The following is a 26887-nucleotide window of genomic DNA, read 5'->3' as shown; positions in this document are numbered from 1 at the left end:
ACCGGGGCTTTAGGCCTCGGTCGTGCCCTCAGCCGCCTCGACGGCCTCGGTGGCGGCCTCGACCGTCTCCTCGTCCTCGTCGTCCAGGCTGATGACCTCGCCGGACGCGTCCTTGACGGTGGCGGCCTCGACCACGGTGGCGAGCGCCTTGCCGCGGGCGACCTCACCGACGAGCATCGGGACCTGGCCGCCCTCGACGACCGCCTGGGCGAACTGGTCGGGGCTCATGCCGGAGGACTGGGCACGGCGCATCAGGTGCTCCGTGAGCTCGTCCTGACCGACCGAGACCTTCTCCTTGTTGACGATCTCGTCGAGGATGAACTGGGTCTTGATGCCCTTCTCGGCCTGCTCCTTGAGCTCGGCGTCGAACTCCTCGGCGGACTTGCCCTGGATCTCCAGGTACTTCGCCAGGTCCAGGCCCATCTGGCCCAGCTGGTGGTGCTCGAGGTTGTGCTTGCGGGTGTTGACCTCGTCCTCGAGCAGCTTCTCCGGCATCGGGACCTCAACGAGCTTGATCAGCTCGTCGAGGACCTTCTCCTGGGCCTGCGTGGCCTGGTCGAACTTCTTCATCCGCTCGAGGCGCTTGCGGCTGTCGGCGCGCAGCTCCTCCAGCGTGTCGAACTCGCTCGCCAGCTGGGCGAAGTCGTCGTCGAGCTCCGGCAGTTCGCGGGACTTGACGGCGGTGACGTCGACCTTGACCTCGGCCTCCTTGCCCTCGGCGGAACCGCCCTTGAGCTCGGAGGTGAAGGTGGCGGTGCCGCCGGCCTCCAGGCCGGTGACGGCCTCGTCGATGCCGTCGAGCAGCTGGCCGGAGCCGATGGTGTAGTCGACGCCCTTGGCGACGCCGTCCTCCAGCACCTCGCCGTCGACCTTGGCCTCCAGGTCGACGGTGACGATGTCACCCTCGGCGGCGGCGCGCTCGACGGGAGCGGTGGTCGCGAAGCGGTCGCGCAGCTGCTCGATCGACTTCTCGATGTCCTCGTCGGTGACCTCGACGGAGTCGACGGTGACCTCGATGCCGGAGTAGTCCGGGATCTCCAGGGTCGGGCGGATGTCCACCTCGGCGGTGAAGGCCAGCAGCTCGCCGTCCTTCAGCTCCGTGATGTCGACCTCGGGCTGACCCAGCGGGTTCAGCTCGGCCTCGTTGATCGCCTCGGTGTAGAACTTCGGAAGCGCGTCGTTGACGGCCTCCTCCAGCACCGCACCGCGGCCGAAGCGCTGGTCGATGACACGGGCCGGGATCTTGCCCTGACGGAAGCCCTTCACCGTGACCTGCTGGTTGATCTTCTTGTACGCCGCGTCGAGGCTGGCCTTGAGCTCCTCGAAGGGCACCTCGACAGTGAGCCGAACCCGAGTCGGGTTCAGGGTCTCCACGGCGCTCTTCACGGTTCGGTCTCCTTGGGGCTGACTTCTGGTGATTCTGCTGAGGTTCAGCGGATCGCGCCCGGTAGGCAGACTCGGTAGTGCAGACACACGGGCACGCAGCTTGCATAGTAACCGCAAGCAGGATGAGCCCCACAATGTGATCTTGCTCGTGGCCCCGTGGTTCCCGGTGGCCGCGGCCGTTCGTGTGGTCGGGGTGGCCGGATTCGAACCGACGGCCTTCCGCTCCCAAAGCGGACGCGCTACCAAGCTGCGCCACACCCCGTAAGTGCGAGACGTAGGGTACATGCCCGCGGAGGGGTCGGTGGCCGGATTACCGGCGGCGCCCGGGAGCGCGGGGCGGCGCGGGACCGGCGCGGAGACGCGCGGGGACCGGGGCCGAAGGGGTGACGTGCGGCGCACCGCCCGGACCCGCTACGATGCACACCGTGCCGTACAGCCCTTCCGGGCTCGCGGCGCGTGCGGGCGTAGCTCAATGGTAGAGCCCCAGTCTTCCAAACTGGCTACGCGGGTTCGATTCCCGTCGCCCGCTCCACCGACGCCTCCGGCCCTGCCGGGGGCGTTTGTCATACGGCTGCCGTACGGGCCCGCTTTCCGCTGGTTCCCGGGTGTTCGCGGCTGCCGCATCGCCCGTCGCCTCAGAACTTGATGGCGCTTATCGTCTCGGTGATCGAGTTCAGGAACCTCTGGATCGACGGCGCCATTCCCGTCGAGGCGAGGAAGAAGCCGAAGAGGATGGCGACCAGGGCCGGGCCGCCCTTGATGCTGCCGGAGCGGAAGAGCACCACCAGCACGATCGCCAAGAGCAGCACCACTGACAGTGAAATGGCCACAACTGATCACACCCTCGGTCGGATACACACCGGTCCACCCACTGGTCGGCCCGGGAGACATGCTCCCCGCAGCCCTCGCCCGTCAACCATCGTGCCACCAACTTGCCTGTTTCTGTGGGCCCGTGACATTTCATCGGCACTTCGTCCAGAAACTGTCCGCAAAGCCGTGGTCAGTGGATATCGGGGGACTTGGCGGACGGCGTGGCGGTCGCGGCGAGACGCCGCTAGGGTGCGTCGGATGTCCCCCGCCGTCACACCCCCCGCCCGCGCGGTGACCCCCTCGGAGCAGGCCGGAACCGCGCCCGCCGGCGCCCCGGCGCAGCGCGATCCCTTCTTCGACAACGCGAAGTACCTCGCGATCGTCCTGGTGGCGCTGGGGCACGCGTGGGAGCCGCTCTCGCACTCCAGCCGAGCCGCGATGGCTCTCTACATGACCGTGTACACCTTCCACATGCCGGCGTTCATCCTGATATCCGGCTATTTCTCCCGTGGTTTCGATATGAGTCCGGCCAAGCTCAAGCGGCTGCTCACGGGCGTGGTCGTGCCGTACCTGGTCTTCGAGGTCGCTTACACGTACTTCCAGCACTGGGCGGAGCCCGACGCGGCGCCGGAGCCCCTCTCACTGCTCAACCCGTGGTACCTGAACTGGTTCCTCGCCGCGCTCTTCGTCTGGCGGATCACGACCCCGATCTGGAAACTCATCCGCTGGCCCGTGCCCGTCGCCTTCGCGGTGGCCGTGCTGGCCGCGGTCTCCCCCGAGATCGGCGGCGACTTCGATCTGCAGCGGGTGCTGCAGTTCCTGCCGTTCTTCGTGATCGGCCTGCACCTGCGGCGCGAGCACTTCGAGCTGGTGCGGCGGCGGTGGGTGCGGGTCGCGGCGGTGCCGGTGTTCGCGGCGGCGGTGGCGGTCGCGTACTGGCAGGCGCCCACGCTGGACACCGGCTGGTTCTACCGGAACAGCGCCGTCCAGGACCTGCACGAGCCGGTCTGGACGGCGCCGGTGATGACGCTGGCCCTCTTCCTCTGCTCGGCCGTGCTCACGGCGGGCTTCCTCGCCTGGGTCCCGCGCCGGGCCACGTGGTTCACGTCACTGGGCGCGGGAACGCTGTACGGGTACCTGCTGCACGGCTTCCTGATCAAGCTGTCGCGCTGGTGGGAGTGGTACGACGCGGCTGCGTGGGTCCGCCGGCCGGTCGGTGAGGTCGTGGTCACCCTGATCGCGATCGCAGTGATGACGGCGCTGTGTACGCCGCCGGTACGGCGGGTTTTCCGGTGCGTGATGGAACCGCGGATGGAGTGGGCGTTCCGCGCTCCCTCCGCGACCGACAAGCCCCACTGATCAGGCCTGTTCGGCACCGCGGTTCACCTCCGGTGCGGGTTGCCGATCATGTCTTGGCCGCGCCCGTTCGGCACCGCCGGTCTCCGCTGCTGTGGTTCATCGCCGTCGCGGCGGAGATTGGTCGTACGGTCGGCCGAAAGGCGAAGGCCGAACGGTCAGCCCGCCAGGCCCAGCAACCCCCGCATCTTCGCGTACTTCGCCGCCAGGCGTTCCCGCGTCGGCTCGTCCAGTTCCCTCGCGCGCTCCGGGTCCGAGTTGTGGGCCAGGTCGGACTCCTTGACCAGAAGGGCGCCGGGCGTGGCCAGGATGCGGGCCGCGTACTCCTCCGGCGCCTCGCCCGGGCGCTTGGTCACCGCGAGGATCATGTCCTTGACCGCCGGGGGCAGCTCCGCGGCCGCCAGCCACTCCTCGCTCACCGCGCCGTCCTCGACGGCGTCGTGCAGCCAGGCCGCGGCTATCTGCTCGTCGCTGCCGCCGCGCCGCCGCACGCCCTCGGCGACGGCCGCCAGGTGCTCGGTGTACGGGCGGCCGGCCTTGTCCGTCTGGGCGGCGTGGGCGCGGCGCGCCAGGGCCTCTACGGCGGCGAGGTCGAGAGCGGTCATGGGCGTCCTCCGTGGTGCGGTGCCGGGGTCCGGCACCGGGTTCAGTGCCGGCAGATCAGCAGCAGGGCGCGGTCGTCGTTGACGTCCTTGGCGACGGCCTCGATGAGGTGCCAGGCCGCGCCCTGGAAGCCGGCCGAGACGTAGCGGTCGGCCTCGCCGGTGAGGCGGTCCATGCCTTCGGTGAGGTCGCGCTCGGCGGTCTCGACTAGGCCGTCGGTGAAGAGCATCAGGACGTCGCCCGGCCGCAGGGTGCCCTTTATGGGGTCGAACTGGGCTCCGTCGTAGACGCCCAGGAGCGGGCCTTCCGCGGCCTTCTCCTCCCAGCGGCCGGTGCCGGCGCTGAGCTGGAGGCCGGGGAGGTGGCCCGCGGAGAACATCTCGTAGTCGCCGCTGTCGAGGTCGAGGACGAGGTGCACGGAGGTGGCGAAGCCCTCGTCCCAGTCCTGGCGGAGCAGGTAGCCGTTGGCGGCGGGCAGGAAGGCGTGGGGCGGCAGGGAGCCGAGGAGGCCGCCGAAGGCGCCGGAGAGCAGCAGGGCGCGCGAGGCGGCGTCCATGCCCTTGCCGGAGACGTCCGTGAGGACGACTTCCAGGGTGCGGCCGCCGTTCGTGCGGGCCGCGACGACGAAGTCACCCGAGAAGGACTGGCCGCCGGCCGGGCGGAGCGCCATCTCGCGGTGCCAGCCGCGCGGCAGCTTCGGCAGCTTGCTCTGGACGCGGATGCGTTCACGCAGGTCGAAGAGCATGGTGCCGCCGCGCCGCCAGGGCACGCCGACACGGCTGCGGAACTGGGCGATGAGCAGCCCGAGGAAGCCGACGGCCGCGACGACGAGGATCGTGCCGGGCGTGACGCGGACGCCGTCGCCGGAGGCCTCGGCGTTCAGCACGCCGGCCTCGGCGATGAGGGCCACGGCGGAAGCGCCGTAGAGGGCGAGCAGGCTGGCGGGGCGCAGCAGCAGACCGCCGGCGACGATGGGCAGGACGAGGGCGGTGGGCACGCACCAGGCGGGCAGCGCGATGGTGGTGAGGGCGAGCGCGGGGACCGTGAGGAGGAGGGCCGCCAGCGCGATCCAGTCGGAGCCGTCGCCGCGGAAGTAGTCCACCCCGGCTTTGCGCACGCTTGTGCGGGCCCGGTGCCATGCTTTGCGCATCCGTGCCGTCGGGGTCTCCGCACCGCCAGTCATTGCATCGTGACCTTATCCACCCATTCGGCGGTGCGTCGACTCACGCCGCGCCGACACGGCCGGGGTGCGGTACGTCCCGTGCGGAGAGGTCGGCCCCTTATGTGAAATTCCTTCGCGTGCGGGGCGGGATCGCTGCTAGGGATGGGGGCATGACGACGGAGTTGCGGGTCCTGCACGATGCGGAATTCGACACGTGGTACGCCAGCCTGGAGCTGGCGTTCGGCGGTGTCCCCGAGTCCCCCGAGGAAGTCGCCCTGTGGCGTGAGCTGACCGGCTTCGACCGGTCGATCGGGGTCTGGGACGGCGGGGAGACGGTGGGTACGACCGGGGCGTTCGCGTTCCGGATCACGGTCCCGGGCGGGGAGCGGGTTCCCGCCGCCGGGGTGACGATGGTGTCCGTGCGGCCGACGCACCGCAGGCGGGGCCTGTTGCGGCGGATGATGCGGCGGCAGCTGGACGACGTGCGGGCCTGGGGTGAGCCGCTGGCCGTCCTGACGGCCTCCGAGCCGGACATCTACGGGCGGTTCGGCTACGGCATCGCGACCCACTCGCTGAGCGTCCGTATCGATACGGCCCGGGTGCGGCTGTCCGTCCCGCCGGGCACGGAGGGGGTGCGGCTGCGCTTGTCGGAGCCCGCTGAAGCACGCGACGCCTGCGAGGCGGTCTACGCACGCCGGGTAGCCGCCCGCCCGGGGATGCTCGCGCGGCAGCCCGGCTGGGAGGCCCTGCCGGTGCTGGACCCGGCGGCCGGCCGCGAGGGCGCGTCGCCGCTGAAGTGCGTGCTCGCCGAGGAGGACGGGCGGACGGTGGGGTACGCGCGGTACGCGGTGCGCCCGGACTGGTCCGACTCGGGCGCGAACGGCACGGTGCTGCTGCGCGACGCGGAGGCGCAGACCCCGGCCGCGTACGCCGCGCTGTGGCGCTATCTGACGGAGATCGACCTGACGTCGTACGTCTCCGCCCACAACCGGCCCGTGGACGATCCGCTGCTGCACCTGGTCAGCGACGTGCGGCGGTGCGAGGCGCGGGTCAAGGACTCGCTGCACGTGCGGCTGGTCGACGTGGGGGCGGCGCTCGCCGCGCGGACGTACCGCAGCGCGGTGGACGTGGTGCTGGAGGTCGCCGACGACTTCTGCCCCTGGAACGCGGGGCGGTGGCGGCTGACGGGCGACCGGAAGGGCGCGTCCTGCGAGCGCACCGAGGACGCGGCCGACCTGGCCCTGTCCGTACGGGAGCTGGGCTCGGCCTATCTGGGCGGGGTGTCCCTGGCCGCGCTCGCGGGGGCGGGCCGGGTGCGGGAGCTGCGCGAGGGCGCGCTGGAGGAGGCGGCGACGGCGTTCGGCAGCGACGTGGCGCCGTGGCTGCCGCACGGCTTCTGAGCACCCGGCAGCCGCCGGTACGGGTGACGGGCTGTCAGCGCTGCTGGCAGCCCGGGCACCAGAAGAGGTTGCGGGCGGCCAGGCCGGCCGTGCGGATCTCCCCGCCGCAGACGTGGCAGGGCATGGCGGCCCGGCGGTAGACGTACACCTCGCCGCCGTGGTCGTCGACGCGCGGCGGGCGGCCCATGGCCTCCGGGGTGTGCTCGGGCCGCACGGTGTCGATCCTGTTGTTGCGCACGCCCTCGCGCATCAGGGCGGCCAGGTCGGCCCACATGCCGTCCCACTCGGAGCGGGTGAGGTCGCGGCCGGGGCGGTACGGGTCGATGCCGTGCCGGAAGAGGACCTCGGCGCGGTAGACGTTGCCGACGCCCGCCACGACCTTCTGGTCCATGAGCAGGGCGGCGACGCTGGTGCGGCTGCGGGAGACGCGCTGCCAGGCCTTGCCGGGGTCGTCGCCGGGGCGCAGCGGGTCCGGGCCGAGCCGGTCGTGTATCGCCTGCTTCTCGGCGCCGGTGATCAGGGCGCAGGTGGTGGGGCCGCGGAGGTCCGCGTACGAGTCGGGGTTCGCCAGGCGCAGGCGGACGGTCTCGGTCGGCGGCGGCACGGGGCCTGCGCCGAAGGCGTACTTCCCGAAGAGACCCAGGTGGATGTGGACCCAGTCGTCGCCGAAGCCGAGGAAGAGGTGCTTGCCGTGGGCTTCGGCGGTTTCGAGGACGCGGCCGTCGACGAGGGCGGCGCCGTCGGAGAACTTGCCCTGGGGGCTGGTCGCCCGGACCGCGCGCCCCGCGAAGGCGTGGTTGTGGTCCGCCGCGAGGCGATGGATGGTATGCCCTTCAGGCACGGCGGTGTCTCCTGTGCGCTTTCCGTGTGACCGCGCTGCGCGCGGCGCCCTCAATCGCCGGACAGGCCGAATATTCAGCTTGCCCGGCGATTAAGGACAAAAGGGTCAGCCTTCCTGCGGGTGGTGCGCCGGGATCGGCGGGAGCTCGCCCGTCTCCTCGTAGCGCGCCAGCATCTCGATGCGGCGGGTGTGCCGCTCCTCACCCGAGTACGGCGTGGCCAGGAAGATCTCGACGAACTTCGTCGCCTCTTCCTCGGTGTGCATGCGGCCGCCGATGCTGATGACGTTGGCGTTGTTGTGCTCGCGGCCGAGCGCGGCCGTCTGCTCGCTCCAGGCGAGGGCGGCCCGGACGCCCTTGACCTTGTTCGCGGCGATCTGCTCGCCGTTGCCGGAGCCGCCGATCACGATGCCGAGGCTGCCGGCGTCGGCGGCGGTCCGCTCCGCGGCGCGGAGGCAGAACGGCGGGTAGTCGTCCTGGGCGTCGTAGATGTGGGGACCGCAGTCCACGGGCTCGTGGCCGTGGGCCTTGAGCCACTCGACGAGGTGGTTCTTGAGTTCGTAGCCGGCATGGTCGGAGCCGAGGTACACGCGCATGCGTCCGAGTGTGGCACGTCCCGGGCCGCCGATCGGCCAGCAGGTGGGAGGTAACGCTGAGTGAACACAACGAATTGGATTCGGGTCTTCCTAAAGTCGCCTTCGAAAAGTTCTAATGCGGTCACTCGTAACCCGAGAACCTAAGGAACAACCCGAAGGAACGTGCACATGAGCGCGACACCGCCGACCATGACGAAGGGGTCGACGACCGGCGATCCCGGCAACGCCCCGGAGGCGGGCGGGGACGGCCTGAAGGCCGGACTCAAGAACCGCCACCTGTCCATGATCGCCATTGGCGGTGTCATCGGAGCGGGCCTCTTCGTGGGTTCGTCCTCCGGCATCGCCGCCGCCGGCCCCGGCATCCTCATCTCCTACGCCCTCGTCGGCACGCTCGTCGTCTTCGTGATGCGGATGCTCGGTGAGATGGCCGCGGCCAACCCGACCTCCGGGTCGTTCTCCGCCTACGCGGACCGTGCGCTGGGCCGCTGGGCCGGCTTCACCATCGGCTGGCTGTACTGGTTCTTCTGGGTCGTGGTGCAGGCGGTCGAGGCGACCGCGGGAGCCAAGATCCTCAACGGCTGGATACCGGGCGTCCCGCAGTGGACCTGGGCCCTGCTCGTCATGATCGTGCTGACGGCGACCAACCTCGCCTCGGTCAGCTCGTACGGCGAGTTCGAGTTCTGGTTCGCCGGCATCAAGGTCGTCGCGATCGCCGGCTTCGTGGTCCTCGGTCTGCTGGCCGTCTTCGGTGTGCTGCCGGGCTCGGACAACCCGGGCTCCGGGCTGGACAACCTCACCGCGCACGGCGGCTTCCTGCCCAACGGTGCGGGAGCGATCCTCACCGGTGTGCTGATGGTCGTCTTCTCCTTCATGGGCAGCGAGATCGTCACGCTGGCCGCCGGTGAGTCCGAGGACCCGCAGCGCGCGGTCCGCCAGGCCACCAACAGCGTCATCTGGCGCATCGGCGTCTTCTACCTCGGCTCGATCTTCGTCGTGGTCAGCCTGCTCCCGTGGGACAGCAAGGAGATCGCGGAGAAGGGCAGCTACGTCGCGGCGCTCGACTCGATCGGCATCCCGCACGCCGGCCAGGTCATGAACGTCATCGTGCTGACCGCCGTCCTCTCCTGCCTGAACTCGGGCCTCTACACGGCCTCCCGCATGGCCTTCTCGCTGGGTCAGCGCGGCGACGCGCCGAAGGCGTTCGCCACGGTCAGCAAGCGGGGCGTCCCGCAGGTCGCGATCCTCGCCTCGGTCGTCTTCGGCTTCGTGTCGGTCCTCTTCAACTACGTGTGGCCCGACACCGTCTTCAAGTTCCTGCTGAACTCCTCCGGTGCGGTCGCCCTCTTCGTCTGGCTGGTGATCTGCTTCACCCAGCTGAAGATGCGCGGGATCATCCTGCGGGAGATGCCGGAGAAGCTGACGGTGAAGATGTGGCTCTTCCCGTACCTGACGTGGGCCACGATCGGCATGATCACCTTCGTGCTGGGCTACATGCTCTACACCGGCGGTGACAACCGGGAGACGGTGCTCGCCTCCGTCCTGGTGGGCGCGGTCGTCCTGGCGATCGGCCTGGTGCTGGACCGCAAGCATCGTGTGAGCGCCGGGCGCTGAAAACCCGAAAACCGCGACGGGCTCGCGCCCCCTTTCGGGGGCGCGAGCCCGTCGCGGTTTGCAGAGCAGAGCGGTCAGCCCCGGCGTCCCAGAAGCTTCCACGCGGTGGGCAGCGCGCCCATCGCCAGCGTCGCCTTCAGGACGTCGCCGATGAGGAACGGCGTCAGACCGGCCGCCACGGCGTCCGCGAAGGACAGGTGCACGGACAGGGCCAGGTACGGCACGCCGACGGCGTAGATGATCGCCGAGCCGAGGGCCATCGTGCCCGCGGTGCGCAGGGCGGAGCGGTCGGCGCCGCGGCGGGCGAGGGCGCCGACGACGGTCGCGGCGAGCAGCATGCCCAGGACGTAGCCGAAGGACGGGAAGGCGGCGCCGGAGCGGGCCTCGGCGAACCACGGCATGCCCGCGACGCCCGCGACGGCGTACAGGGCGAGGGAGAGGAAGCCGCGGCGGGCGCCGAGGGCGGTGCCGACCAGGAGGACCGCGAAGGTCTGGCCGCTGACCGGGACCGGGGAGCCGGGCACGGGGACGGCGATCTGCGCCGCGAGGCCGGTGAGGGCGGCTCCACCGAGGATCAGGGCCGCGTCGCGCACACGGGCGCGCCCGGCGGTGGACGCAGGGAGCAGATCGGCGAGGACCGTACCGGTCCGGGGAACAGAGGCAGCGGCGGTGGCCATCGTTACTCCGCAGATAAGTGGTGGGGACAAGTGACTTTGTGACGTTAGCCGAGTGGTCTCGGGCGGACAGCGCGCGGCAATGACAAAGGCGGGCCGTTCCGCTTGGAGACTTCCCAGCGCGGTTCCCTCGGCAGACGGAATTACGCGTGATGCTCGTCACTGGATTCCCTTGAGGCTTGGCTCGGAGCGCCTCCTCGGGAGAATGTGGAGTCACCTATACCTCTTTGCGCCTGCTCTTTGCGCCTGCGTGAAGATCCTCAGCGCTTTTCGCGCGGATCCGAGAGTACGAAGCCCATGCACGACGCACCCCCCGCCGCCGATTCCCTCGCGGCCGAGAAAGAACCCCTGTCGGCCGGGCTCAAGCAGCGTCATCTGACGATGCTCGGACTGGGCGGCGTCATCGGCGCCGGCCTGTTCGTGGGCTCCGGTGCCGGCATCGCCGTCGCGGGCCCGGGCATCATCATTTCGTACCTGATCGCGGGCGCGCTCGCGATGCTGGTGATGCGGATGCTCGGCGAGATGTCCTCGGCGATGCCCGCCTCGGGCGCGTTCTCGGTGCACGCGGAGCGGGCGCTGGGGCGCTGGGCCGGCTTCACGGTCGGCTGGCTGTACTGGTTCCTGCTGGTGGTCGTGCTGGCCGTGGAGGCGACGGGCGCGGCCCAGATCGCGAACGGCTGGGTGCCGGGCGTCCCGCAGTGGGCCTGGGTGCTGATCTTCATGGTGGTCTTCACGGCCGCCAACCTCTCCGCGGTGAAGAACTTCGGCGAGTTCGAGTTCTGGTTCGCCGCGCTCAAGGTCGGGGCGATCGTCCTCTTCCTGGCGCTGAGCCTGCTGGCGATCTTCGGCGTGCTGCCGGACACCGAGGCGGTGGGCTTCTCCAACCTCACGGGTCAGGGCGGCTTCCTGCCGAACGGCGTGAGCGGTGTCGTCTCCGGCGTCCTCGCGGTCGTCTTCGCCTTCGGCGGCCTGGAGGTCGTCACGATCGCCGCGGCCGAGTCCGACGACCCGGCGCGCGCGGTGGGCCGTGCGGTGCGCAGCGCCGTGTGGCGCATCCTCTTCTTCTACGTGGGCTCGATGCTCGTCATCGTCACCCTCCTGCCGTGGTCGTCGATGCAGCCGGGCAAGAGCCCGTACGTGGCCGTGCTCGACCACGTCGGCATCCCGGCCGCCGGCCAGATCATGAACATCGTGGTCTTCGTGGCCCTGCTGTCCGCGCTCAACGCCAACCTCTACGGCTCGTCGCGGATGGTCTTCTCGCTCGCCGAGCGCGGCGAGGCACCCAAGGGGCTGCTGAAGGTGTCGGGCGGCGGGGTGCCGCGCCGGGCCGTGCTGGCGTCGGTCGCGTTCGGTTTCGCCTCGGTGATACTCAATCTGGAGTGGCCGGATTCGATCTTCCGGTACTTGCTGAATGCCGTGGGTGCGGTACTGCTCTTCGTCTGGGGCCTGATCGCCGTCTCGCAGCTGCGGCTGCGGCGCCGCATCGAGCGCGAGATGCCGGAGCGGCTCGCCCTGAAGATGTGGGCCTTCCCCTATCTGACCTGGGTCGCTCTGGCCGGGATGGCCGGCGTGCTGGTGCTGATGATCACCGACGAGGGGGCCCGCCCGCAGCTGCTGTGGTCGGCGGCGGCGACCGGCGCCGTGCTCGTGGTGGCCTGGGTGCGCGAGCTCCGGCTGCGCCGCGCGGCCTGACCGGCCCGCCGGGTCGGCTCGATTCCATCGCCTTCTGGCGAGATGTCAGGCACGCACAGTCATACCTGCGTCTGAATATCGGACAGCTCTGTCACAGGTGTTGTCCTGGGCGAACATGACCCCCACACTGAGGCAACTTTTCCGCTCTCACCCCACGGGACACACACGACCATGACTCGGACTTCTGCGACCTCCGCGCCCGAGCGCGCGGTCAATGGCCAGGCGCCGGGCGGCACGGATCTGTCGCACGGCCTCAAGCAGCGCCACCTGTCGATGATCGCCCTCGGCGGGGTCATCGGGGCCGGCCTCTTCGTCGGTTCCGGCGCGGGCATCGCCGCGGCCGGTCCGGCGATCGTGCTCGCGTACGCGGCCTCCGGGCTGCTCGTGATGCTCGTGATGCGGATGCTGGGCGAGATGGCCGCGGCCAACCCGGCCTCGGGCACCTTCTCCGTGCACGCCGAGAAGGCGATCGGCCCCTGGGCCGGCTTCACCGCCGGCTGGATGTTCTGGGTCGAGCTGTGCGTGGGCATAGCCGTCGAGGCGATCGGCGCCGCGCACATCATGCAGTCCTGGTTCCCCTCCACGGCCTCGTGGATGTGGGTGCTGATCTTCATGGCCGTCTTCTGCGGGACGAACCTCGCGGCGGTCAGCAACTTCGGCGAGTTCGAGTTCTGGTTCGCGACGCTGAAGGTCGCCGCGATCGGCGTCTTCCTCGTCCTCGGCGTCCTCGCCATCTGCGGCGTGCTGCCGGGCACCTCGGCTCCGGGCGCCGACAACCTCACCGGCCACGGCGGCTTCATACCCAACGGCGCCAACGGCCTGGTCGTGGGCCTGCTCGCGTCGGTCTTCGCGTACGGCGGCCTGGAGACGGTCACGATCGCGGCCGCCGAGTCCGAGCAGCCGGTCAAGGGCGTCGCCCAGGCCGTCCGCACGGCGATGTGGCGGATCGCCCTCTTCTACGTCGGCTCGATGCTGGTCGTCGTCACCGTCCTGCCCTGGAACGACAAGTCGCTCCTGACGGACGGCCCGTACGTGGCGGTGCTCAAGTACCTCGACATCCCGGCCGCCGGGCAGATCATGAACGTGATCGTCCTGATCGCCCTGCTCTCCGCGATGAACGCCAACATCTACGGCGCCTCCCGGATGTCGCACTCCCTGGTCATGCGCGGCGAGGGCCCGCGCTTCCTGGCCAAGGTCACGGGCGGCGTGCCGCGGCTGACCGTGATCGCCTCCTCCGCCTTCGGCTTCGTCGCCGTCCTGCTCAGCTACTGGTGGCCGGACACCGTCTTCAAGTGGCTGCTGTACATGACGGGCGCCGCGGTGCTCGTGGTGTGGGGCTTCATCGCCGTCACCCAGCTGCGGATGCGCCGCCGGCTGGAGCGCACGGAGCCGGAGAAGCTCGTCGTGAAGATGTGGCTCTTCCCGGCGCTGACCTGGGCGGCCCTGGCCGGAATCGTGGGCGTCCTCGCCCTGATGCTGCGCGAGGAGGACACCCGCGTACAGCTGTACTTCACGGCCGGGCTCACCGTCGCCCTCGCCCTCGTCGGCTACCTGCGACAGCGCGTGACGGCCGCGAAGCACTGACCGCGGCGGTCACGCCGCTTTCCGGCCACCGCCGAAGCCACCACCACACCCCCCACGAGGCGGGCTGGGTCCTGATCTTCAGGACCTAGCCCGCCTCGGTCTTTAGTCGGAGATCCACCGGGTTATCGGCCCCCTTACGGCATGTCAGATGCTCTTGCTGGTAACGTCCACTTGCAAGTTAATTGCAATAAGTCGGAGGGCTCGGCATGGCCATCTACACACTTCCTGAACTCCCCTACGATTACGCTGCGCTGCAGCCGACGATCGACGCGAAGATCATCGAGCTGCACCACGACAAGCACCACGCGGCGTACGTCAAGGGCGCGAACGACACCCTGGAGCAGCTCGCCGAGGCCCGTGACAAGGACCAGTGGGGTGCCATCAACGGCCTGGAGAAGAACCTCGCGTTCCACCTCTCCGGCCACATCCTGCACAGCATCTACTGGCAGAACATGACCGGCGACGGCGGCGGCGAGCCCCTGGACAAGGACGGCGTGGGCGAGCTCGCGGACGCCATCGCCGAGTCCTTCGGCTCCTTCGCCAAGTTCAAGGCCCAGCTGACCAAGGCCTCCGCGACCACGCAGGGCTCCGGCTGGGGCGTCCTCGCCTACGAGCCGATCAGCGGCAAGCTGATCGTCGAGCAGGTCTACGACCACCAGGGCAACGTCGGCCAGGGCTCGGTCCCGATCCTGGTCTTCGACGCCTGGGAGCACGCCTTCTACCTGCAGTACAAGAACCAGAAGGTCGACTTCATCGACGCCATGTGGGCCGTCGTCAACTGGCAGGACGTGGCCCGGCGCTTCGAGGCCGCCAAGCAGCGCGGCAACCTGCTGCTGGTTCCGTAATTCCGCACGGATTTCCCCGGTGTCCTGCTCGTGATCGTCTTCTCACCCTTCACGTGGCAGGCGGAGCAGGCCCCCGCACTGCGGGGGCCTGCTCGTTTCCGGCTCACGCGTGGCCGAAGGCCTCGCCCGTCACCGTGAACCCCTTCGCGAGACCCACGTCGTGCAGCCGGGCGAACCGCCCCGCGTCCCAGCACGTGAGCACCGCGAAGCGGTAGTCGGCCGAGGCCGTGCCGTCGGCGGCGACCCGGACCGTGCCCGTCAGCCGGTACGCGAACGCGCGCAGCGCCAGCCGCCAGTCCGCGCTCCCCCACGCCCGGGGCAGCGCCACCTCGCGCCAGCCGCTGTCCGCGGGGTACGCGGCGGCCGTGCGGGGGCCGCCGCGCCACTGCTCCAGCGCCTCGGCGCGCCAGCGGTCCAGCTGCTCCCCGGCCGCGGAGCGCACGGCCGGAAGGGCGAGCAGGGCGTCCGCGTCCACGCGGTACGGGGCGCCGGTACCGCGCAGGTAGTGCCCCAGGGCCCCGGCCGCCCGGCGCAGGCCGAGTGCGGACCGCAGCGGGACGAGGGCCTGGCAGCCGGCTCGCAGCAGCAGGTCGTACGGGCGTACGGCCTGCTCGGCGAAGTGGCCTGCGGCCGGCGGGTCCGCTTCCGCGCGGCCGCCGTCGAAGCCCAGTGGCGGGGTGAGATCGGTCTGACCCATACCGGGACATTAAGGGAGGCGGGGCGTGTGCGCCCGTCGGCCGGGCCTTCCCGGCGGATCACTGCCGGCGCTGCGGCTCGGTTCAGCACCGCCGGACGGGCACACGCTGGTTTCTCGCCGTTGCGGCGGAAAAGAATGCCCGCCGCAACGGCGAGCAGCCACCGTGGCGAGGGTCCGGCGGCACACACGACCACCGCAATCGGTACTAGTCGAAGACCGGGCCACTTGTGCGGGTCCGCTTGATCTCGTAGAAGCCCGGCGTCGACGCCACCAGCAGCGTGCCGTCCCACAGCCGCGCCGCGGCCTCGCCCTTGGGGGCCGGGGTGACGACCGGGCCGAAGAAGGCGATCTGCTCGCCGTCCGCGCCCGGCACCGCGATCACGGGCGTGCCGACGTCCTGGCCGACCTTCGAGATGCCCTCGGCGTGGGAGGCGCGCAGCTCGCCGTCGAACGCGTCCGAGTGGGCGACGTCCGCGAGCTCCGCGGGCAGGCCGGCCTCTTCCAGCGCCGCCACGATCGTCTCGTGGTTCCGCGGCAGGCCCTGGTTGTGGAAGCGGGTGCCGAGGGCGGTGTAGAGCGGGCCGAGCACCTCGTTGCCGTACTTCTGCTCGGCGGCGATGCAGACCCGTACGGGGGCCCAGGTGCGGCCGCCGGGGCGCATCGCCTCGCGGTACTCCTCCGGCATCTCGTCCAGCCTGTCCTCGTTGAGGACGGCCAGGCTCATCACGTGCCAGCGCACCTCGACCGGGCGGACCTTCTCGACCTCCAGCATCCAGCGCGAGGTCATCCAGGCCCACGGGCACGACGGGTCGAACCAGAAGTCGGCGGGGGTCTTGTTCTCCACAGCGGTCACGCGGATCTCCTCAGGCGGGCCAGTTATTCGCCGTTTCAACAAACAGACCCCGTGCCATGATTCCGCTGTTGTCCGAAACACACCATCCAGCAGAGGGAGTCCCGACGTGCCCGGTGAGAACCTGACCCGCGAAGAGGCCCGCGAACGGGCCCGGCTGCTGTCGGTCGACGCCTACGAGGTGGCGCTCGACCTGCGGTCCGCGGTGGGGGCGGGACAGGACCACCGCACCTTCCGGTCGGTGACGACCATGCGCTTCCGCTGTTCCGAGCCCGGCGCCGCGACCTTCGCGGACCTGCTGGCGCCCGCCGTGACGGCCGTCACGCTGAACGGCCGCGCGCTGGACCCGGCCGCGGTCTTCGACGGCGCGCGGATCGCGCTCACGGACCTGGCCGCCGAGAACGTCCTGGTCGTGGACGCGCAGTGCGCGTACAGCCGGACCGGCGAGGGCCTGCACCGCTTCGAGGACCCCGAGGACGGTGAGGTCTACCTCTACACGCAGTACGAGCCCGCCGACGCCCGCCGCGTCTTCGCGAACTTCGAACAGCCCGACCTCAAGGCGCCCTTCGCCCTCTCGGTGACCGCGCCCGCAGGCTGGACGGTGCTGGGCAACGGCGCGCAGGCGGGCGAGGCCGAGCCCGTCGCACCGGACGCCGCCACCTGGCGGTTCGCCAAGACGCTGCCGATCTCCACGTACATCACGGCGGTCGTCGCCGGCCCGTACCACGTGGTCCGCGACCACTACAGCCGCAAGCTGCCGGACGGCACCGTCCTGGAGATCCCGCTGGGCGCGCTGTGCCGCAAGGGCCTGGCCCGGCACTTCGACGCGGACGACATCTTCACCATCACCAAGCAGGGCCTGGACTTCTTCCACGACCACTTCGACTACCCGTACCCCTTCGGGAAGTACGACCAGGCGTTCGTGCCCGAGTACAACCTCGGCGCGATGGAGAACCCGGGCCTGGTGACCTTCCGCGAGGAGTTCGTCTTCCGCGGCAAGGTGACGCAGACGTCCTACGAGGGCCGGGCCAACGTCATCCTGCACGAGATGGCGCACATGTGGTTCGGCGACCTGGTCACCATGGAGTGGTGGGACGACCTGTGGCTGAAGGAGTCCTTCGCCGATTTCATGGGGACGTTCTCGATGGTGGAGGCGACCCGCTTCGACCACGGCTGGATCACCTTCGCCAACCGCCGCAAGGCGTGGGCCTACCGCGCCGACCAGCTGCCCTCCACGCACCCGGTCACGGCCGACATCCACGACCTGGAGGAGGCCAAGCTCAACTTCGACGGCATCACGTACGCCAAGGGCGCCTCGGTCCTCAAGCAGCTCGTCGCCTACGCGGGGCGGGAGGCCTTCCTGGAGGGCGCCCGGCGCTACTTCAAGCGGCACGCCTTCGGCAACACCCGGCTGTCGCACCTGCTGGAGGTGCTGGAGGAGACCTCGGGCCGCGACATGGCCGCGTGGGCGCGGTCCTGGCTGCAGACCGCCGGCGTCAACTCGCTCACGCCGCTCGCGACGTACGACGCCGCCGACCGGATCACCGAGCTCGCGATCCTGCAGGAGGCCTCGGCCGAGCACCCCGAGCTGCGCCCGCACCGGGTGGCCGTGGGCCTCTACCGCCGCGAGGGCGCGGACGGCGCGCTCGTGCGCTACGCCGGCACCGAGGTGGACGTCGCGGGTCCGCGCACGGTCGTGACCGGCCTGGCCGGGGCCGAGCGCCCGGAGCTGATCCTGGTCAACGACGAGGACCTGACCTACTGCAAGGTCCGCTTCGACGAGGGCTCGCTGGACACGCTGCGCGCGCGCCTGGGCGACGTCGCGGACCCGCTCGCGCGCGCCCTGTGCTGGTCGGCGCTGTGGAACCTCACGCGCGACGGCCTGATGCCCGCCCGCGACTTCGTCGGCCTCGTGGAGCGGTTCGCGGGCGCCGAGACCGAGGTCGGCGTGCTGCAGATGCTGCAGGCGTGGGCGCGGACCGCCCTCGTGCACTACGCGTCGCCCGCGTGGCGCGAGCAGGGCGGGCGGGAGCTCTCCGAGGGCGCGCTGCGCGAGCTGCGGCTCGCCGAACCGGGCAGCGGCCACCAGCTGGCGTGGGCGCGCTTCTTCGCCCAGCTGGCGGGCGACGCCTCCCACCTGCAGCTCCTGCGCGGCCTGCTCGACGGCTCCGCGCAGATCGACGGGCTGGAGGTGGACCAGGAGCTGCGCTGGGCGTTCCTGGCCGCGCTGGCCGGGCAGGGCGCGGCCGACGACGCGGCGGTCGCCGCGGAGCTGGCCCGCGACAACACCGCCTCCGGCGAGCGGCACAGCGTCCGCTGCCTGGCGTCCCGGCCGTCCGCCGCGGTCAAGGAGGAGGCGTGGGAGGCCGTCACCGGCTCCGACAAGCTCTCCAACGCCCTCGCCGAGGCCACCATCGCGGGCTTCGACCAGCCCGGCCAGCGGGAGCTGCTCGCGCCGTACGCCGGGCGCTACTTCGCGGTGATCGAGGGCATCTGGCGCGAGCGGTCCATCGAGTACGCGATGGCCGTCGTGCGGGGGCTCTTCCCGAGCCTTCAGGACGACTCCCGCACGCTCGGCGCGGCGGACGCGTGGCTCGCGGAGCACGCGGACGCGCCCGCGGCGCTGCGGCGGCTCGTGCTCGAAGGGCGCGACGACCTTGCGCGGGCGCTGCGGGCTCAGGAGTGCGACGGCGCCGCGGAGTAACTCCGCGGCGCGCGGGGTACGGTCCGGCTGCGGGGTGCTCCCGCAGCCGGGGCGCGGGGATTTCCCCGCCGGGCTGTGTACGGCACCGCCGAGCGCGTTGACCTGGGTTGCTCGCCACTGCGGCGGACACAAGAAGCCGCCTGCGGCGGGAACGAGAAGGAACTCCGCCCCGGCTCAAGGCCAAGAGCCCGGCCCCGGCCCGCAAGGCGAGCCGGTCGTCGAACACCCGTACTTTAGGGCAGCGTTGTCCGGAAATGTCGACGGGGCTGTAACACCGGGTTAGGGCCCGCCGCGGACGCGGGAACCTGCCGGGCATGAACTCCGACACCCCTCTCTCCCCGCGCCCCCTGCATCACCTCTCCGACGTCCGTCACCGTGTCATGACCGCACGTCAGCTGCGCGACCACGGCGTGTCCGGACCCTCCGCCGGGGAGCGCTGCCGCCCCGGCGGGCCGTGGCAGCAGCTGCTGCCCGGCGTCTTCCTGCTCCGCACGGGGCCCGCCACCAGCGAGGAGCGGCTGCACGCCGCCCTGCTGTACACGGTGCCGCGCGCCCAGGGCCGGCCCGTCCAGCCGGGCCCGGGCACCGCCACCGCCGCGGCCCGGGAGGCGGCGGCCGGCCCCTACGGCCCCGCGATGATCACCGGGGCGGCGGCGCTGGCCCTGCACCGCTTCACGTCCGTGCCCCCGCTGCTGGCCCTCGACCACATCGACGTGCTCGTGCCGCGCACCCGCAGGCTGCGGGCGACCGGTTTCGTACGGATCGTCCGGGCGCACTCCCTGCCGCAGCCGCAGCTGCTGACCGGGGTGCCCGTCGCGCCGGTCGCGCGGGCGGTCGCGGACGCGATCGGGCAGCTGACCGACGCCTCCACGGTGCGCCGGCTGCTGGCGGAGGCGGTGCGCGGCGGGCACTGCGAAGCCGCGGCGGTCGTCAAGGAGTTGACGCGGGCGCGGCTGCTGGGGCGGGCCCACGTGGTGGACGCGGTGGACACGCTGCTGGCGGAGGGGCGGGCCGTCGCCGAGGGCCGGCTCTACGACCTGGTGCGCGACCACCAGCTGCCCGCGCCGCTGTGGAACGTGGACCTGCGGCTGCCCGGCGGCCCGCACCTGGGCCGGGTGGACGCGTACTGGCCGGAGCACAGCGTGGCCGTGGAGATCGACGCGCGGACGCCCCGGCAGGACGAGGAGGCGGTGTGGTCGGCGCAGTTCCGCAAGCGGGAGCACCTGGAGCGGCTCGGGGTCATGGTCGTGCACGTCACGCCGAAGAAGCTGCGCGAGTCCGCGCAGCAGCAGGCCGCGGTGGTCCGTACCGCCCTGATGGCGTCGGCCGACCGCGACCCTGCCGCGTATCTGGTGGTGCTGCCCCGTTGAGGCCGCCTCAGCGCCGGGACAGCAGGAGCTCGGTGTTGCGGTCGCCGGGTGCGCCGCCCAGCGAGGTGTCGGATCCGGGGGCGTTGAAGGCGAATTCGCGGTAGAGGGAGGCGAGACCGGTCTGGGAGAGGTCGCCGAAGTCGGTGCGGTAGGGAGCGGCGGACTCGATGAGGGTGGTGAAGAGCGAGACCGTCCCGTCGTGGTTGTCCGCGACCTCGATGACGCGCGCGAGCTGCGGGTAGTCGACGTGCGAGGCGGTGGCGATCTCCCAGAAGGTGCCGCGGGGGCGGATCCGGTTGCGGTGGCTGTGGCCGTTGATCCAGGCGAGGACGTTGCTGTGGTCCTGCAGGACGGCGATGAGCTCGTTGCCGTCGTGGCGGTCCTCGCCGGGGTGGGCGGGGTCGGGGGTGAGGTTGTCCATGCTCCAGCTGGGGTGGTGGCTGAAGACGAGCGCGTACTTGTCCTCGTAGCGCTTCAGGGTGCGCTCCAGCCAGCGCAGTTGGCCGGTGCCGAGCGAGCCCTGGTAGTGGCCGCCGGGGTCGGTGGTGTCGAGGCTGATGCCGATGACCTTGTCGGAGATCTTGAAGGAGTAGTACAGGTTGCCGGAGTCGAGGTTCTCACGGGTGTAGCCGTGGCCCACGGGCCCGCGGCCCTTGTAGCGGGGGTCGAGGTGGGCGGCCACGTACTGACGCGCCGTCAGCGGCACCCGCCGGGGGTCGGCGGTGACCGTGCGCATCTCCTTCTTGTGCTCCTTCAGCAGCTCCTCTATGCGCTTGCCCTTGGGGTCGACGCCCTTGGACTCGCCCTCCATCAGCCATTTGGCCTGGGCGGCGGAGACGATCTGGAGCTTCTTGTTGCCGGTCGCGGCCTCGGCGATGAAGGTGCCCGCGGCGGGGTAGCAGCCGCCGGAGAGGCCGTCGTGGTTGCCGTAGGTGGAGTACCAGGGGATGTTGAGGCCGGGGCTGTTGACCTGGCGGGTGGCCGCGGCGAGGTAGCCGGGGATGCGCGGGTAGCCGGCCTGCTTGTCCTGGTCGCGCACGGCGCTCTCGGGCTGCCAGAACAGCTTCAGGCCGCTGTTCTGGACGCCCTCGTAGTGGCGCGGGTCGCCGGTGTTGGGGGTCATGCGGCCGCCGCTCATGGCGGTCAGGAACCACTCCGCCTCGATCTTGGCGTTCTCGTCGCCGTTGTCGCCGGTGGTGATGACGAAGGAGAGCGGCGAGCCGGTCGCGGGCCCGTGCCGGAGCCGGTTGACGCGCTCGATCAGCGAGACGACGCCGGGCAGGGTCAGCGCCTCGTGCGGCCGCCACGCGCCGGGCTCGCCGGCCCGGAAGAACTCGTAGCGCAGCGGGTGCTGCACGTCCGTCAGGTGCAGGTCGGTGAATTGCACGAACGAGGCGAGCGTCGTCCGCCGGTCCTCGCGGCCCCGCTGCGGCTCGGCCAGCTCGGAGCGGGTCTGCCGGGGCCAGCCGGGGCCGTCGCCGAGCCGCCGGTAGCCGGTGGTGCCGCGCGGGGCGGCGACCGAGACGAGCGTCGTGCCGGCGCCGTTCGGACCGTAGACGGACGCGGCGTCCGCGCCCGCGGAGGCGGCCCCCGCAGCCCCCGTCCCCGGCCCCGGATCCGGGGGCTGCGCCGCGGCCGGCACCGGGCCGGTGCCCAGGGCCAGGCCGATGCCGGTGGCGGTGGTCACGGCCCCCGCTGCCGCGAGGAACGTACGACGGTCGAGGCGGGCGTCTGCGGATCTGTCGGATCTGCGGTGCATAGCGGTCTCCCCGAGTGCGAACGCGAAGCGGGCTGAAGCGGGCTACGGGCTGCGGTGCCGGCCGGCAGCGATCCTTCCTACCGAGGATCGTTGGCAGCGGGGGTGACCTGGGCGTGAACGCGGCCGCAACGGCCGCCGCCGATCACCGCACATCGATCTTGGCGAATGCGAACGGACATACAGCACTCGTCCCCTGGCGGACTGACGCTCACTCAGCGTTCACTCTCGGGTGGAAGACTGGGCCGGTTGCGGGGCCGGAGCTGTAGTCCGTTTGCCCTACAGCCTCTGAGCTGCGAGAACACCGCTGCCCGCTTCACGGCCTCCGTCACGCTTCCTCCCGAGTGGCGCCTGGCGGGTTTACGCCATCCTTACCTTCCTGCTCCGACAACTCTCCCCAAACCCCCGTCACTTCCATAAAAGTGATCGGTCATCCGGCTCCGATTTCCGGACGTCCGCTGTTCAGCGGCACCTTCACGTCAATTCAGCCAGGGATGGTCATGACCCCCGAATCCCGCACCACCCGCCCCGGCGGCTCCAGACGCGCGGCCCGAATAGCCGTCGCGGCCTCCCTCGTGGCCGCGCTCTCGGCCGCGGGCGCCGCGCCCGCCTTCGCCGACGACCCGCTGCCCGCGCCGGGGCCGGTCAAGTCCCCGGCGGACAAGCTCGGTTCGCAGGACGCCGCGCTGCTCGCCGGCGCCAAGGCGGGCGGCGACAAGACGGTCACCATGATGATCGCCACCGCGCCCGGGCAGACCGGCCAGGTCACCGGCAAGCTCGGGGCCATCAAGGGCGCCTCCGTGGGCCGCACGGACGACAAGCTCGGCTACGTCCGGGCCACCGTGCCCACGGCCAAGGCCGACGCCGCCATCGCCGAGGCGCAGAAGCTGGGCTCGGTGCACGGCATCGACCTCAAGCAGGAGATCAAGCTGCCGGACCCGACGCCGCGCGCCGACGCGGCCGAGGGCGCCCGAGGCGCCAAGGCCGGCGGCTTCCCGGGGCCCGGCAAGGACACCCCGGCGAAGAACCCCTACCAGCCGGCCTTCGAGACCGGCGCCGTCGACTTCACCGAGGACCACCCGAAGGCCGACGGCCGCGGCGTGACCATCGGCATCCTCGACTCCGGCATCGACCTGGGCCACCCGGCGCTGCAGAAGACCAGCACCGGCGAGCGCAAGATCGTCGACTGGGTCACCGCGACCGACCCGCTGACCGACCAGGACGGCACCTGGCTGCCGATGACGTCCGACGTCTTTGGCCCGTCGTTCTCCTTCAACGGCCGCAGCTACACGGCGCCCGGCGACGGCGCCTACCAGGTCGCCCTCTTCCGGGAGAACGTGACCGCCGGCGGCGACATGAAGGGCGACCTCAACCGGGACGGCGACACCACCGACTCCTGGGCCGTCCTCTACGACAAGGCGAAGGGCACCGTCCGCGTCGACCTCGACGACGACGGCAACTTCACCGACGACGAGGAACTGAGGCCCTACAAGGACGGCTTCCAGGTCGGCTACTTCGGCAAGGACGACCCGAAGACCCCGATCGCCGAGCGCATCCCGTTCGTCGTGCAGATCCGCAAGGACGTGCCGATGGACCCCAAGGGCGGCGACTGGGTCGGCAAGAAGGCCGACTTCGTCAACATCGGCGTCATCGAGTCCGAGCACGGCACGCACGTCGCGGGCATCACCGCGGCCAACGGCCTCTTCGGCGGGAAGATGAACGGCGCGGCGCCCGGCGCCAAGCTCGTCTCCTCCCGGGCGTGCACCTGGAGCGGCGGCTGCACCAACGTCGCCCTCACCGAGGGCATGATCGACCTCGTGGTCAACCGCGGCGTCGACATCGTCAACATGTCGATCGGCGGCCTGCCCGCGCTCAACGACGGCAACAACGCCCGCTCCGAGCTCTACACGCGCCTCATCGACACCTACGGCGTCCAGCTCGTGATCTCGGCGGGCAACAGCGGCCCCGGCGCCAACACCATCGGCGACCCCGGCCTGGCCGACAAGGTCATCAGCGTCGGCGCGTCCGTCTCCAAGGAGACCTGGGCCGCCAACTACGGCTCGGAGGTGAAGACCAAGTACGCGATGATGCCGTTCTCCTCCCGCGGCCCGCGCGAGGACGGCGGCTTCACCCCGACGATCACCGCCCCGGGCGCGTCGATCAACACCACGCCGACCTGGGAGCCGGGCGCCCCCGTCAAGGAGGCCGGCTACGACCTGCCGCCCGGCTACGGCATGCTGCAGGGCACCTCGATGGCCTCCCCACAGGCCGCCGGCGCCTCCGCGCTGCTGATCTCGGCCGCCAAGCAGAAGAACATGAAGCTCACCCCGGCCGACCTGCGCACTGCGCTGACCAGCACCGCCAAGCAGATCAAGGGCGCGCAGGCCTACGAGCAGGGCGCCGGCCTGATCAACATCCCCGACGCGTGGGAGGCGCTGCGCGATCGCGCCACCGCCCACGACTACACGGTGCGGGCCCCGGTCTCCACCGCGCTGTCCTCCGCGCTCAAGACCCCGGGCTCCGGCACCGGCATCTACGACCGCGAGGGCGGCCTGAAGGCCGGCGAGACCCGTACGTACGAGGTCACGATCACCCGTACCTCGGGGCCGGACAAGGCCGTGTGGCACGAGCTGAAGTGGCGCAACAACGACGGCACGTTCAAGGTCGACGGCGACGACGAGGTCAAGCTGCCGCTGAACAAGCCGGTGACCGTCAAGGTCAAGGCGAAGGCGAAGACGGCCGGCCTGCACAGCGCGATCCTCACCGTGGACGACGACCGCACCGAGGGCATCGACAAGCAGGTCCTCGCGACCGTCGTCGCCGCGGAGCCGGTCGCGGCTCCCTCGTACGTGGTCAAGAAGACCGCCACGGCCGTGCGCAACGCCACCACCTCGTACTTCATCAGTGTGCCGAAGGGCGCGAAGACGCTGGAGGTCGCGCTCGGCGGCCTGGCCAAGGACAGCCAGACCCGGTTCATCGCGATCAACCCGTACGGCGTGCCCGTTGACGAGACCTCCACCGTCAACTGCTACCCGAACTATCCCAACCCGGCCAACAAGTGCCGCCCGGACCTGCGCAGCTACGCGAACCCGCTGCCGGGCGTCTGGGAGATCGAGGTCGAGTCGCGGCGCACCTCGCCGCTGCTGGAGAACCCGTACACGCTCAGCGCCACCGCGCTCGGCGTCACCTTCGACCCGGCGGTGCAGACGGTGCCCGAGGCGAAGATCGGCACCCCGGCCACCGTGACCTGGAAGGCCGTCAACGGCTTCGCGGCGCTGGAGGGCAAGCTCAAGGGCGGGCAGCTCGGCTCCTCGAAGATCGCCCGGCCGGTGATCAAGGAGGGCGAGAAGCAGGTCACCAAGGTCACGCTCGGCGCGGGCGTCACCCGCTTCGACGCCGCGATCGGCGCGACCGCGGACGCCAAGGCCGACCTCGACCTGACCGTCTACAAGGACGGCAAGGCCGTGGGCTCCTCCACCACCGGCGGCTCCGACGAGCTCGTGAGCCTGACCAAGCCGGCGGCGGGCGAGTACACCGTCGAGGTCACGGGCTACTCGGTGCCCGCGGGCTCGACCGCGTACGACTACCGCGACGTGTACTTCGCGCCCTCGCTGGGGGAGATCAAGGTCGCCGACGGTGCGGTCAAGCTGGGCGCCGGGCAGTCCGCGCAGGTCACGGCGGACGTCGTGGTCGCGGGGGCGGCTCCCGAGGGGCGGTCCTTCTTCGGTGACGTGCAGCTGGTCAACGCGGCCGGGACGGTCGCGGGGAACGGCAGTGTGAAGATCGAGAAGGTCACCGGCTAGCCGGACGCACGGATGAGGAGGGGCGGGCGCGCGGTATGGGTGCCCGCCCCTTTCGTGCTTCGTGCGCCCCTTCGCGCCCCTACTGCGGCTGGGATTCCTCGGGGAGATTCGAGCACAGGATGCGCTTATGCCCTATTCGATGCGGTCTGCGGACCTCGCCGTCGAAGGGACGGTTCCGCCATGCCCCAGGACCCCCACACCCCCGTCTCCAGCGAACCCCCGGCGGACCTGCTGCCCGCCGACGGACAGCCCGTGTTCCAGCCGCCCGGCACGGGTGAGGGCGGCGAGCCCGCCCCGGGCGGCGACGCGGGCACCGAGCCCGTCGAGGGCTACGCGCTGCCGGAGGCTCCCGAGGCCGCCGGCGCCTTCGGCGGCCCCCTCCCCGACATCGGCGAGGCCTCGTTCGGGCCGCCGACCGGCCCGGAGACCGTCCACCCGCCGGACGACCGGGTGCAGATCACCACCACCGGCGTCTACCCGTGGCGCGTGCACTGCTTCCTGGAGATCACGGCCGCCGACGGCAGCGCCTGGCTCGGCACCGGCTGGTTCATCGGCCCGCACACGATCGCCACCGCCGGGCACGTCGTCTTCATCAAGAACAGCGGGGTGCCCGGGCGGGACGGCTGGGTCCGCAGCATCAAGGTGTGGCCCGGGCGCAACGGCGGCACGGCGCCCTACGGGCCGGTCGTCAGCACGAACTTCCGGTCGGTGACCGGCTGGACCGGGAGCGGCGACGAGAACTACGACTACGGCGCGATCATCCTGCCCACGGACCTGGGCGCGCAGACCGGCTGGTTCGGCTTCGGCGTCTGGTCCGACGCGGACCTGCTCCAGGTCACCGGCAACATCGCCGGCTATCCGGCCGACAAGCCGTACGCCACGCTCTGGTACGACGCGCGCCGCATCGACTCGGTGGGGCCGCGCAAGGTGTACTACGACATCGACACCTTCGGCGGGCAGAGCGGCAGCTCCGTCTACCGGATCATCGGCAACGACCGGTACGGGGTCGCCGTCCACGCGTACGGCGGGGCCCGGGTGAACTCCGGGACCCGGATCACCACACCGGTCTACAACAACTTCGTGGCCTGGAAGGCGTGACCCGATCCGTATGACCGCCCTGTCCCGCACGGCCGGCCCGTCCTCATGAAG

General features: G+C 71.0%; 20 protein-coding genes and 2 tRNA genes. 11 read left to right on the top strand and 11 right to left on the bottom strand.

Features of this window, described 5'->3' with window-relative positions; genetic code table 11:
- Positions 1 to 9: 9 nt before the first annotated feature.
- Entirely contained in the window at positions 10 to 1386 is a 1377-nt protein-coding gene (gene tig, locus IF61_RS0112875; protein ID WP_030366473.1) for a trigger factor, read from the bottom strand.
- A gap of 185 nt (positions 1387 to 1571) precedes the next feature.
- Positions 1572 to 1648 (bottom strand) — tRNA-Pro (locus IF61_RS0112870).
- 196 nt (positions 1649 to 1844) lie between these two features.
- Here IF61_RS0112870 and IF61_RS0112865 point away from each other — a divergent pair.
- Positions 1845 to 1918: transfer RNA gene (locus IF61_RS0112865), tRNA-Gly, on the top strand.
- Between the two features lie 103 nt (positions 1919 to 2021).
- On the opposite strand, the gene IF61_RS0112860 is transcribed toward IF61_RS0112865, so the two are convergent.
- Complete coding sequence (locus IF61_RS0112860; RefSeq protein WP_030366472.1) at positions 2022 to 2216, bottom strand: hypothetical protein; 195 nt, start codon at positions 2214 to 2216, stop codon at positions 2022 to 2024.
- 238 nt (positions 2217 to 2454) lie between these two features.
- Here IF61_RS0112860 and IF61_RS0112855 point away from each other — a divergent pair, with 238 nt between their 5' ends.
- Positions 2455 to 3555 (top strand): acyltransferase family protein, encoded by a 1101-nt coding sequence (locus IF61_RS0112855; RefSeq protein WP_043188917.1) that lies wholly within the window; start codon positions 2455 to 2457, stop codon positions 3553 to 3555.
- Between the two features lie 155 nt (positions 3556 to 3710).
- Here the strand turns inward: IF61_RS0112855 and IF61_RS0112850 are convergent, their stop codons facing one another.
- Together IF61_RS0112850 and IF61_RS0112845 are read right to left on the bottom strand one after the other, a co-directional pair.
- A complete protein-coding gene (locus tag IF61_RS0112850) occupies positions 3711 to 4157 on the bottom strand; it encodes an HD domain-containing protein (RefSeq protein WP_030366470.1) in 447 nt (148 codons plus the stop codon).
- A 41-nt stretch (positions 4158 to 4198) separates the two neighbouring features.
- On the bottom strand, positions 4199 to 5338 hold the full coding sequence (locus tag IF61_RS0112845) for a PP2C family protein-serine/threonine phosphatase (RefSeq protein WP_030366469.1): 1140 nt from the start codon (positions 5336 to 5338) through the stop codon (positions 4199 to 4201).
- Between the two features lie 149 nt (positions 5339 to 5487).
- On the opposite strand from IF61_RS0112845, the gene IF61_RS0112840 reads away from it, so the two are divergent.
- A complete protein-coding gene (locus IF61_RS0112840) occupies positions 5488 to 6717 on the top strand; it encodes a GNAT family N-acetyltransferase (RefSeq protein WP_030366468.1) in 1230 nt (409 codons plus the stop codon).
- Between the two features lie 34 nt (positions 6718 to 6751).
- On the opposite strand, the gene IF61_RS0112835 is transcribed toward IF61_RS0112840, so the two are convergent.
- Both IF61_RS0112835 and IF61_RS0112830 read right to left on the bottom strand, forming a co-directional pair.
- Positions 6752 to 7558 (bottom strand): Fpg/Nei family DNA glycosylase, encoded by an 807-nt coding sequence (locus tag IF61_RS0112835; protein WP_030366467.1) that lies wholly within the window; start codon positions 7556 to 7558, stop codon positions 6752 to 6754.
- Positions 7559 to 7663: 105 nt separating this feature from the next.
- Positions 7664 to 8152 (bottom strand): ribose-5-phosphate isomerase, encoded by a 489-nt coding sequence (locus IF61_RS0112830; protein ID WP_030366466.1) that lies wholly within the window; start codon positions 8150 to 8152, stop codon positions 7664 to 7666.
- A gap of 168 nt (positions 8153 to 8320) precedes the next feature.
- Between IF61_RS0112830 and IF61_RS0112825 the strand changes: the two genes are divergently transcribed.
- On the top strand, positions 8321 to 9763 hold the full coding sequence (locus IF61_RS0112825) for an amino acid permease (RefSeq protein ID WP_107043033.1): 1443 nt from the start codon (positions 8321 to 8323) through the stop codon (positions 9761 to 9763).
- A 74-nt stretch (positions 9764 to 9837) separates the two neighbouring features.
- Here IF61_RS0112825 and IF61_RS0112820 read toward each other — a convergent pair whose 3' ends face one another.
- Positions 9838 to 10440, bottom strand: a complete 603-nt coding sequence (locus tag IF61_RS0112820; protein WP_030366464.1) for a biotin transporter BioY — start codon at positions 10438 to 10440, stop codon at positions 9838 to 9840.
- A 294-nt stretch (positions 10441 to 10734) separates the two neighbouring features.
- Between IF61_RS0112820 and IF61_RS0112815 the strand changes: the two genes are divergently transcribed.
- The 3 genes from IF61_RS0112815 to IF61_RS0112805 all read left to right on the top strand — a co-directional run bounded on the left by IF61_RS0112815 (position 10735) and on the right by IF61_RS0112805 (position 14558).
- Entirely contained in the window at positions 10735 to 12129 is a 1395-nt protein-coding gene (locus tag IF61_RS0112815) for an amino acid permease (RefSeq protein ID WP_030366463.1), read from the top strand.
- Positions 12130 to 12300: 171 nt separating this feature from the next.
- Entirely contained in the window at positions 12301 to 13713 is a 1413-nt protein-coding gene (locus IF61_RS0112810) for an amino acid permease (RefSeq protein WP_030366462.1), read from the top strand.
- A gap of 206 nt (positions 13714 to 13919) precedes the next feature.
- Positions 13920 to 14558 carry a superoxide dismutase gene (locus IF61_RS0112805; RefSeq protein ID WP_030366461.1) on the top strand — a complete coding sequence of 213 codons (639 nt, stop codon included), beginning with the start codon at positions 13920 to 13922 and terminating at the stop codon, positions 14556 to 14558.
- Between the two features lie 103 nt (positions 14559 to 14661).
- Here the strand turns inward: IF61_RS0112805 and IF61_RS0112800 are convergent, their stop codons facing one another.
- Together IF61_RS0112800 and IF61_RS0112795 are read right to left on the bottom strand one after the other, a co-directional pair.
- Positions 14662 to 15255, bottom strand: coding sequence for a hypothetical protein (locus IF61_RS0112800; RefSeq protein WP_030366460.1), 594 nt, complete (start codon positions 15253 to 15255; stop codon positions 14662 to 14664).
- A gap of 205 nt (positions 15256 to 15460) precedes the next feature.
- Positions 15461 to 16099 carry a DsbA family oxidoreductase gene (locus IF61_RS0112795; protein WP_030366459.1) on the bottom strand — a complete coding sequence of 213 codons (639 nt, stop codon included), beginning with the start codon at positions 16097 to 16099 and terminating at the stop codon, positions 15461 to 15463.
- A 115-nt stretch (positions 16100 to 16214) separates the two neighbouring features.
- Here IF61_RS0112795 and pepN point away from each other — a divergent pair, with 115 nt between their 5' ends.
- Both pepN and IF61_RS0112785 read left to right on the top strand, forming a co-directional pair.
- Positions 16215 to 18809 (top strand): aminopeptidase N, encoded by a 2595-nt coding sequence (gene pepN / locus IF61_RS0112790; protein WP_030366458.1) that lies wholly within the window; start codon positions 16215 to 16217, stop codon positions 18807 to 18809.
- A gap of 314 nt (positions 18810 to 19123) precedes the next feature.
- Complete coding sequence (locus tag IF61_RS0112785; protein ID WP_030366457.1) at positions 19124 to 20179, top strand: hypothetical protein; 1056 nt, start codon at positions 19124 to 19126, stop codon at positions 20177 to 20179.
- Between the two features lie 7 nt (positions 20180 to 20186).
- Here the strand turns inward: IF61_RS0112785 and IF61_RS0112780 are convergent, their stop codons facing one another.
- Positions 20187 to 21938, bottom strand: coding sequence for a TIGR03767 family metallophosphoesterase (locus tag IF61_RS0112780; protein ID WP_030366456.1), 1752 nt, complete (start codon positions 21936 to 21938; stop codon positions 20187 to 20189).
- Between the two features lie 497 nt (positions 21939 to 22435).
- Between IF61_RS0112780 and IF61_RS0112775 the strand changes: the two genes are divergently transcribed.
- Both IF61_RS0112775 and IF61_RS0112770 read left to right on the top strand, forming a co-directional pair.
- Positions 22436 to 25738, top strand: a complete 3303-nt coding sequence (locus IF61_RS0112775) for a S8 family serine peptidase (protein ID WP_030366455.1) — start codon at positions 22436 to 22438, stop codon at positions 25736 to 25738.
- A 180-nt stretch (positions 25739 to 25918) separates the two neighbouring features.
- Complete coding sequence (locus IF61_RS0112770; protein WP_030366454.1) at positions 25919 to 26836, top strand: trypsin-like serine peptidase; 918 nt, start codon at positions 25919 to 25921, stop codon at positions 26834 to 26836.
- The last annotated feature ends 51 nt before the right edge of the window (positions 26837 to 26887 follow it).

Source organism: Streptomyces roseoverticillatus, from assembly GCF_000719265.1.
Lineage (GTDB): Bacteria > Actinomycetota > Actinomycetes > Streptomycetales > Streptomycetaceae > Streptomyces > Streptomyces roseoverticillatus.
This window is presented reverse-complemented; position numbering and strand designations above follow the sequence as displayed.

Excerpts from the sequence above, each read along its gene's own strand:
- IF61_RS0112855 (WP_043188917.1), top strand. The coding sequence starts at position 2,455 with ATGTCCCCCGCCGTCACACCCCCCGCCCGCGCGGTGACCCCCTCGGAG.
- IF61_RS0112850 (WP_030366470.1), bottom strand. The coding sequence starts at position 4,157 with ATGACCGCTCTCGACCTCGCCGCCGTAGAGGCCCTGGCGCGCCGCGCC.
- IF61_RS0112845 (WP_030366469.1), bottom strand. The coding sequence starts at position 5,338 with ATGACTGGCGGTGCGGAGACCCCGACGGCACGGATGCGCAAAGCATGG.
- IF61_RS0112840 (WP_030366468.1), top strand. The coding sequence starts at position 5,488 with ATGACGACGGAGTTGCGGGTCCTGCACGATGCGGAATTCGACACGTGG.
- IF61_RS0112830 (WP_030366466.1), bottom strand. The coding sequence starts at position 8,152 with ATGCGCGTGTACCTCGGCTCCGACCATGCCGGCTACGAACTCAAGAAC.
- IF61_RS0112825 (WP_107043033.1), top strand. The coding sequence starts at position 8,321 with ATGAGCGCGACACCGCCGACCATGACGAAGGGGTCGACGACCGGCGAT.
- IF61_RS0112820 (WP_030366464.1), bottom strand. The coding sequence starts at position 10,440 with ATGGCCACCGCCGCTGCCTCTGTTCCCCGGACCGGTACGGTCCTCGCC.
- IF61_RS0112815 (WP_030366463.1), top strand. The coding sequence starts at position 10,735 with ATGCACGACGCACCCCCCGCCGCCGATTCCCTCGCGGCCGAGAAAGAA.
- IF61_RS0112810 (WP_030366462.1), top strand. The coding sequence starts at position 12,301 with ATGACTCGGACTTCTGCGACCTCCGCGCCCGAGCGCGCGGTCAATGGC.
- IF61_RS0112805 (WP_030366461.1), top strand. The coding sequence starts at position 13,920 with ATGGCCATCTACACACTTCCTGAACTCCCCTACGATTACGCTGCGCTG.
- IF61_RS0112800 (WP_030366460.1), bottom strand. The coding sequence starts at position 15,255 with ATGGGTCAGACCGATCTCACCCCGCCACTGGGCTTCGACGGCGGCCGC.
- IF61_RS0112785 (WP_030366457.1), top strand. The coding sequence starts at position 19,124 with ATGAACTCCGACACCCCTCTCTCCCCGCGCCCCCTGCATCACCTCTCC.
- IF61_RS0112780 (WP_030366456.1), bottom strand. The coding sequence starts at position 21,938 with ATGCACCGCAGATCCGACAGATCCGCAGACGCCCGCCTCGACCGTCGT.
- IF61_RS0112775 (WP_030366455.1), top strand. The coding sequence starts at position 22,436 with ATGACCCCCGAATCCCGCACCACCCGCCCCGGCGGCTCCAGACGCGCG.
- IF61_RS0112770 (WP_030366454.1), top strand. The coding sequence starts at position 25,919 with ATGCCCCAGGACCCCCACACCCCCGTCTCCAGCGAACCCCCGGCGGAC.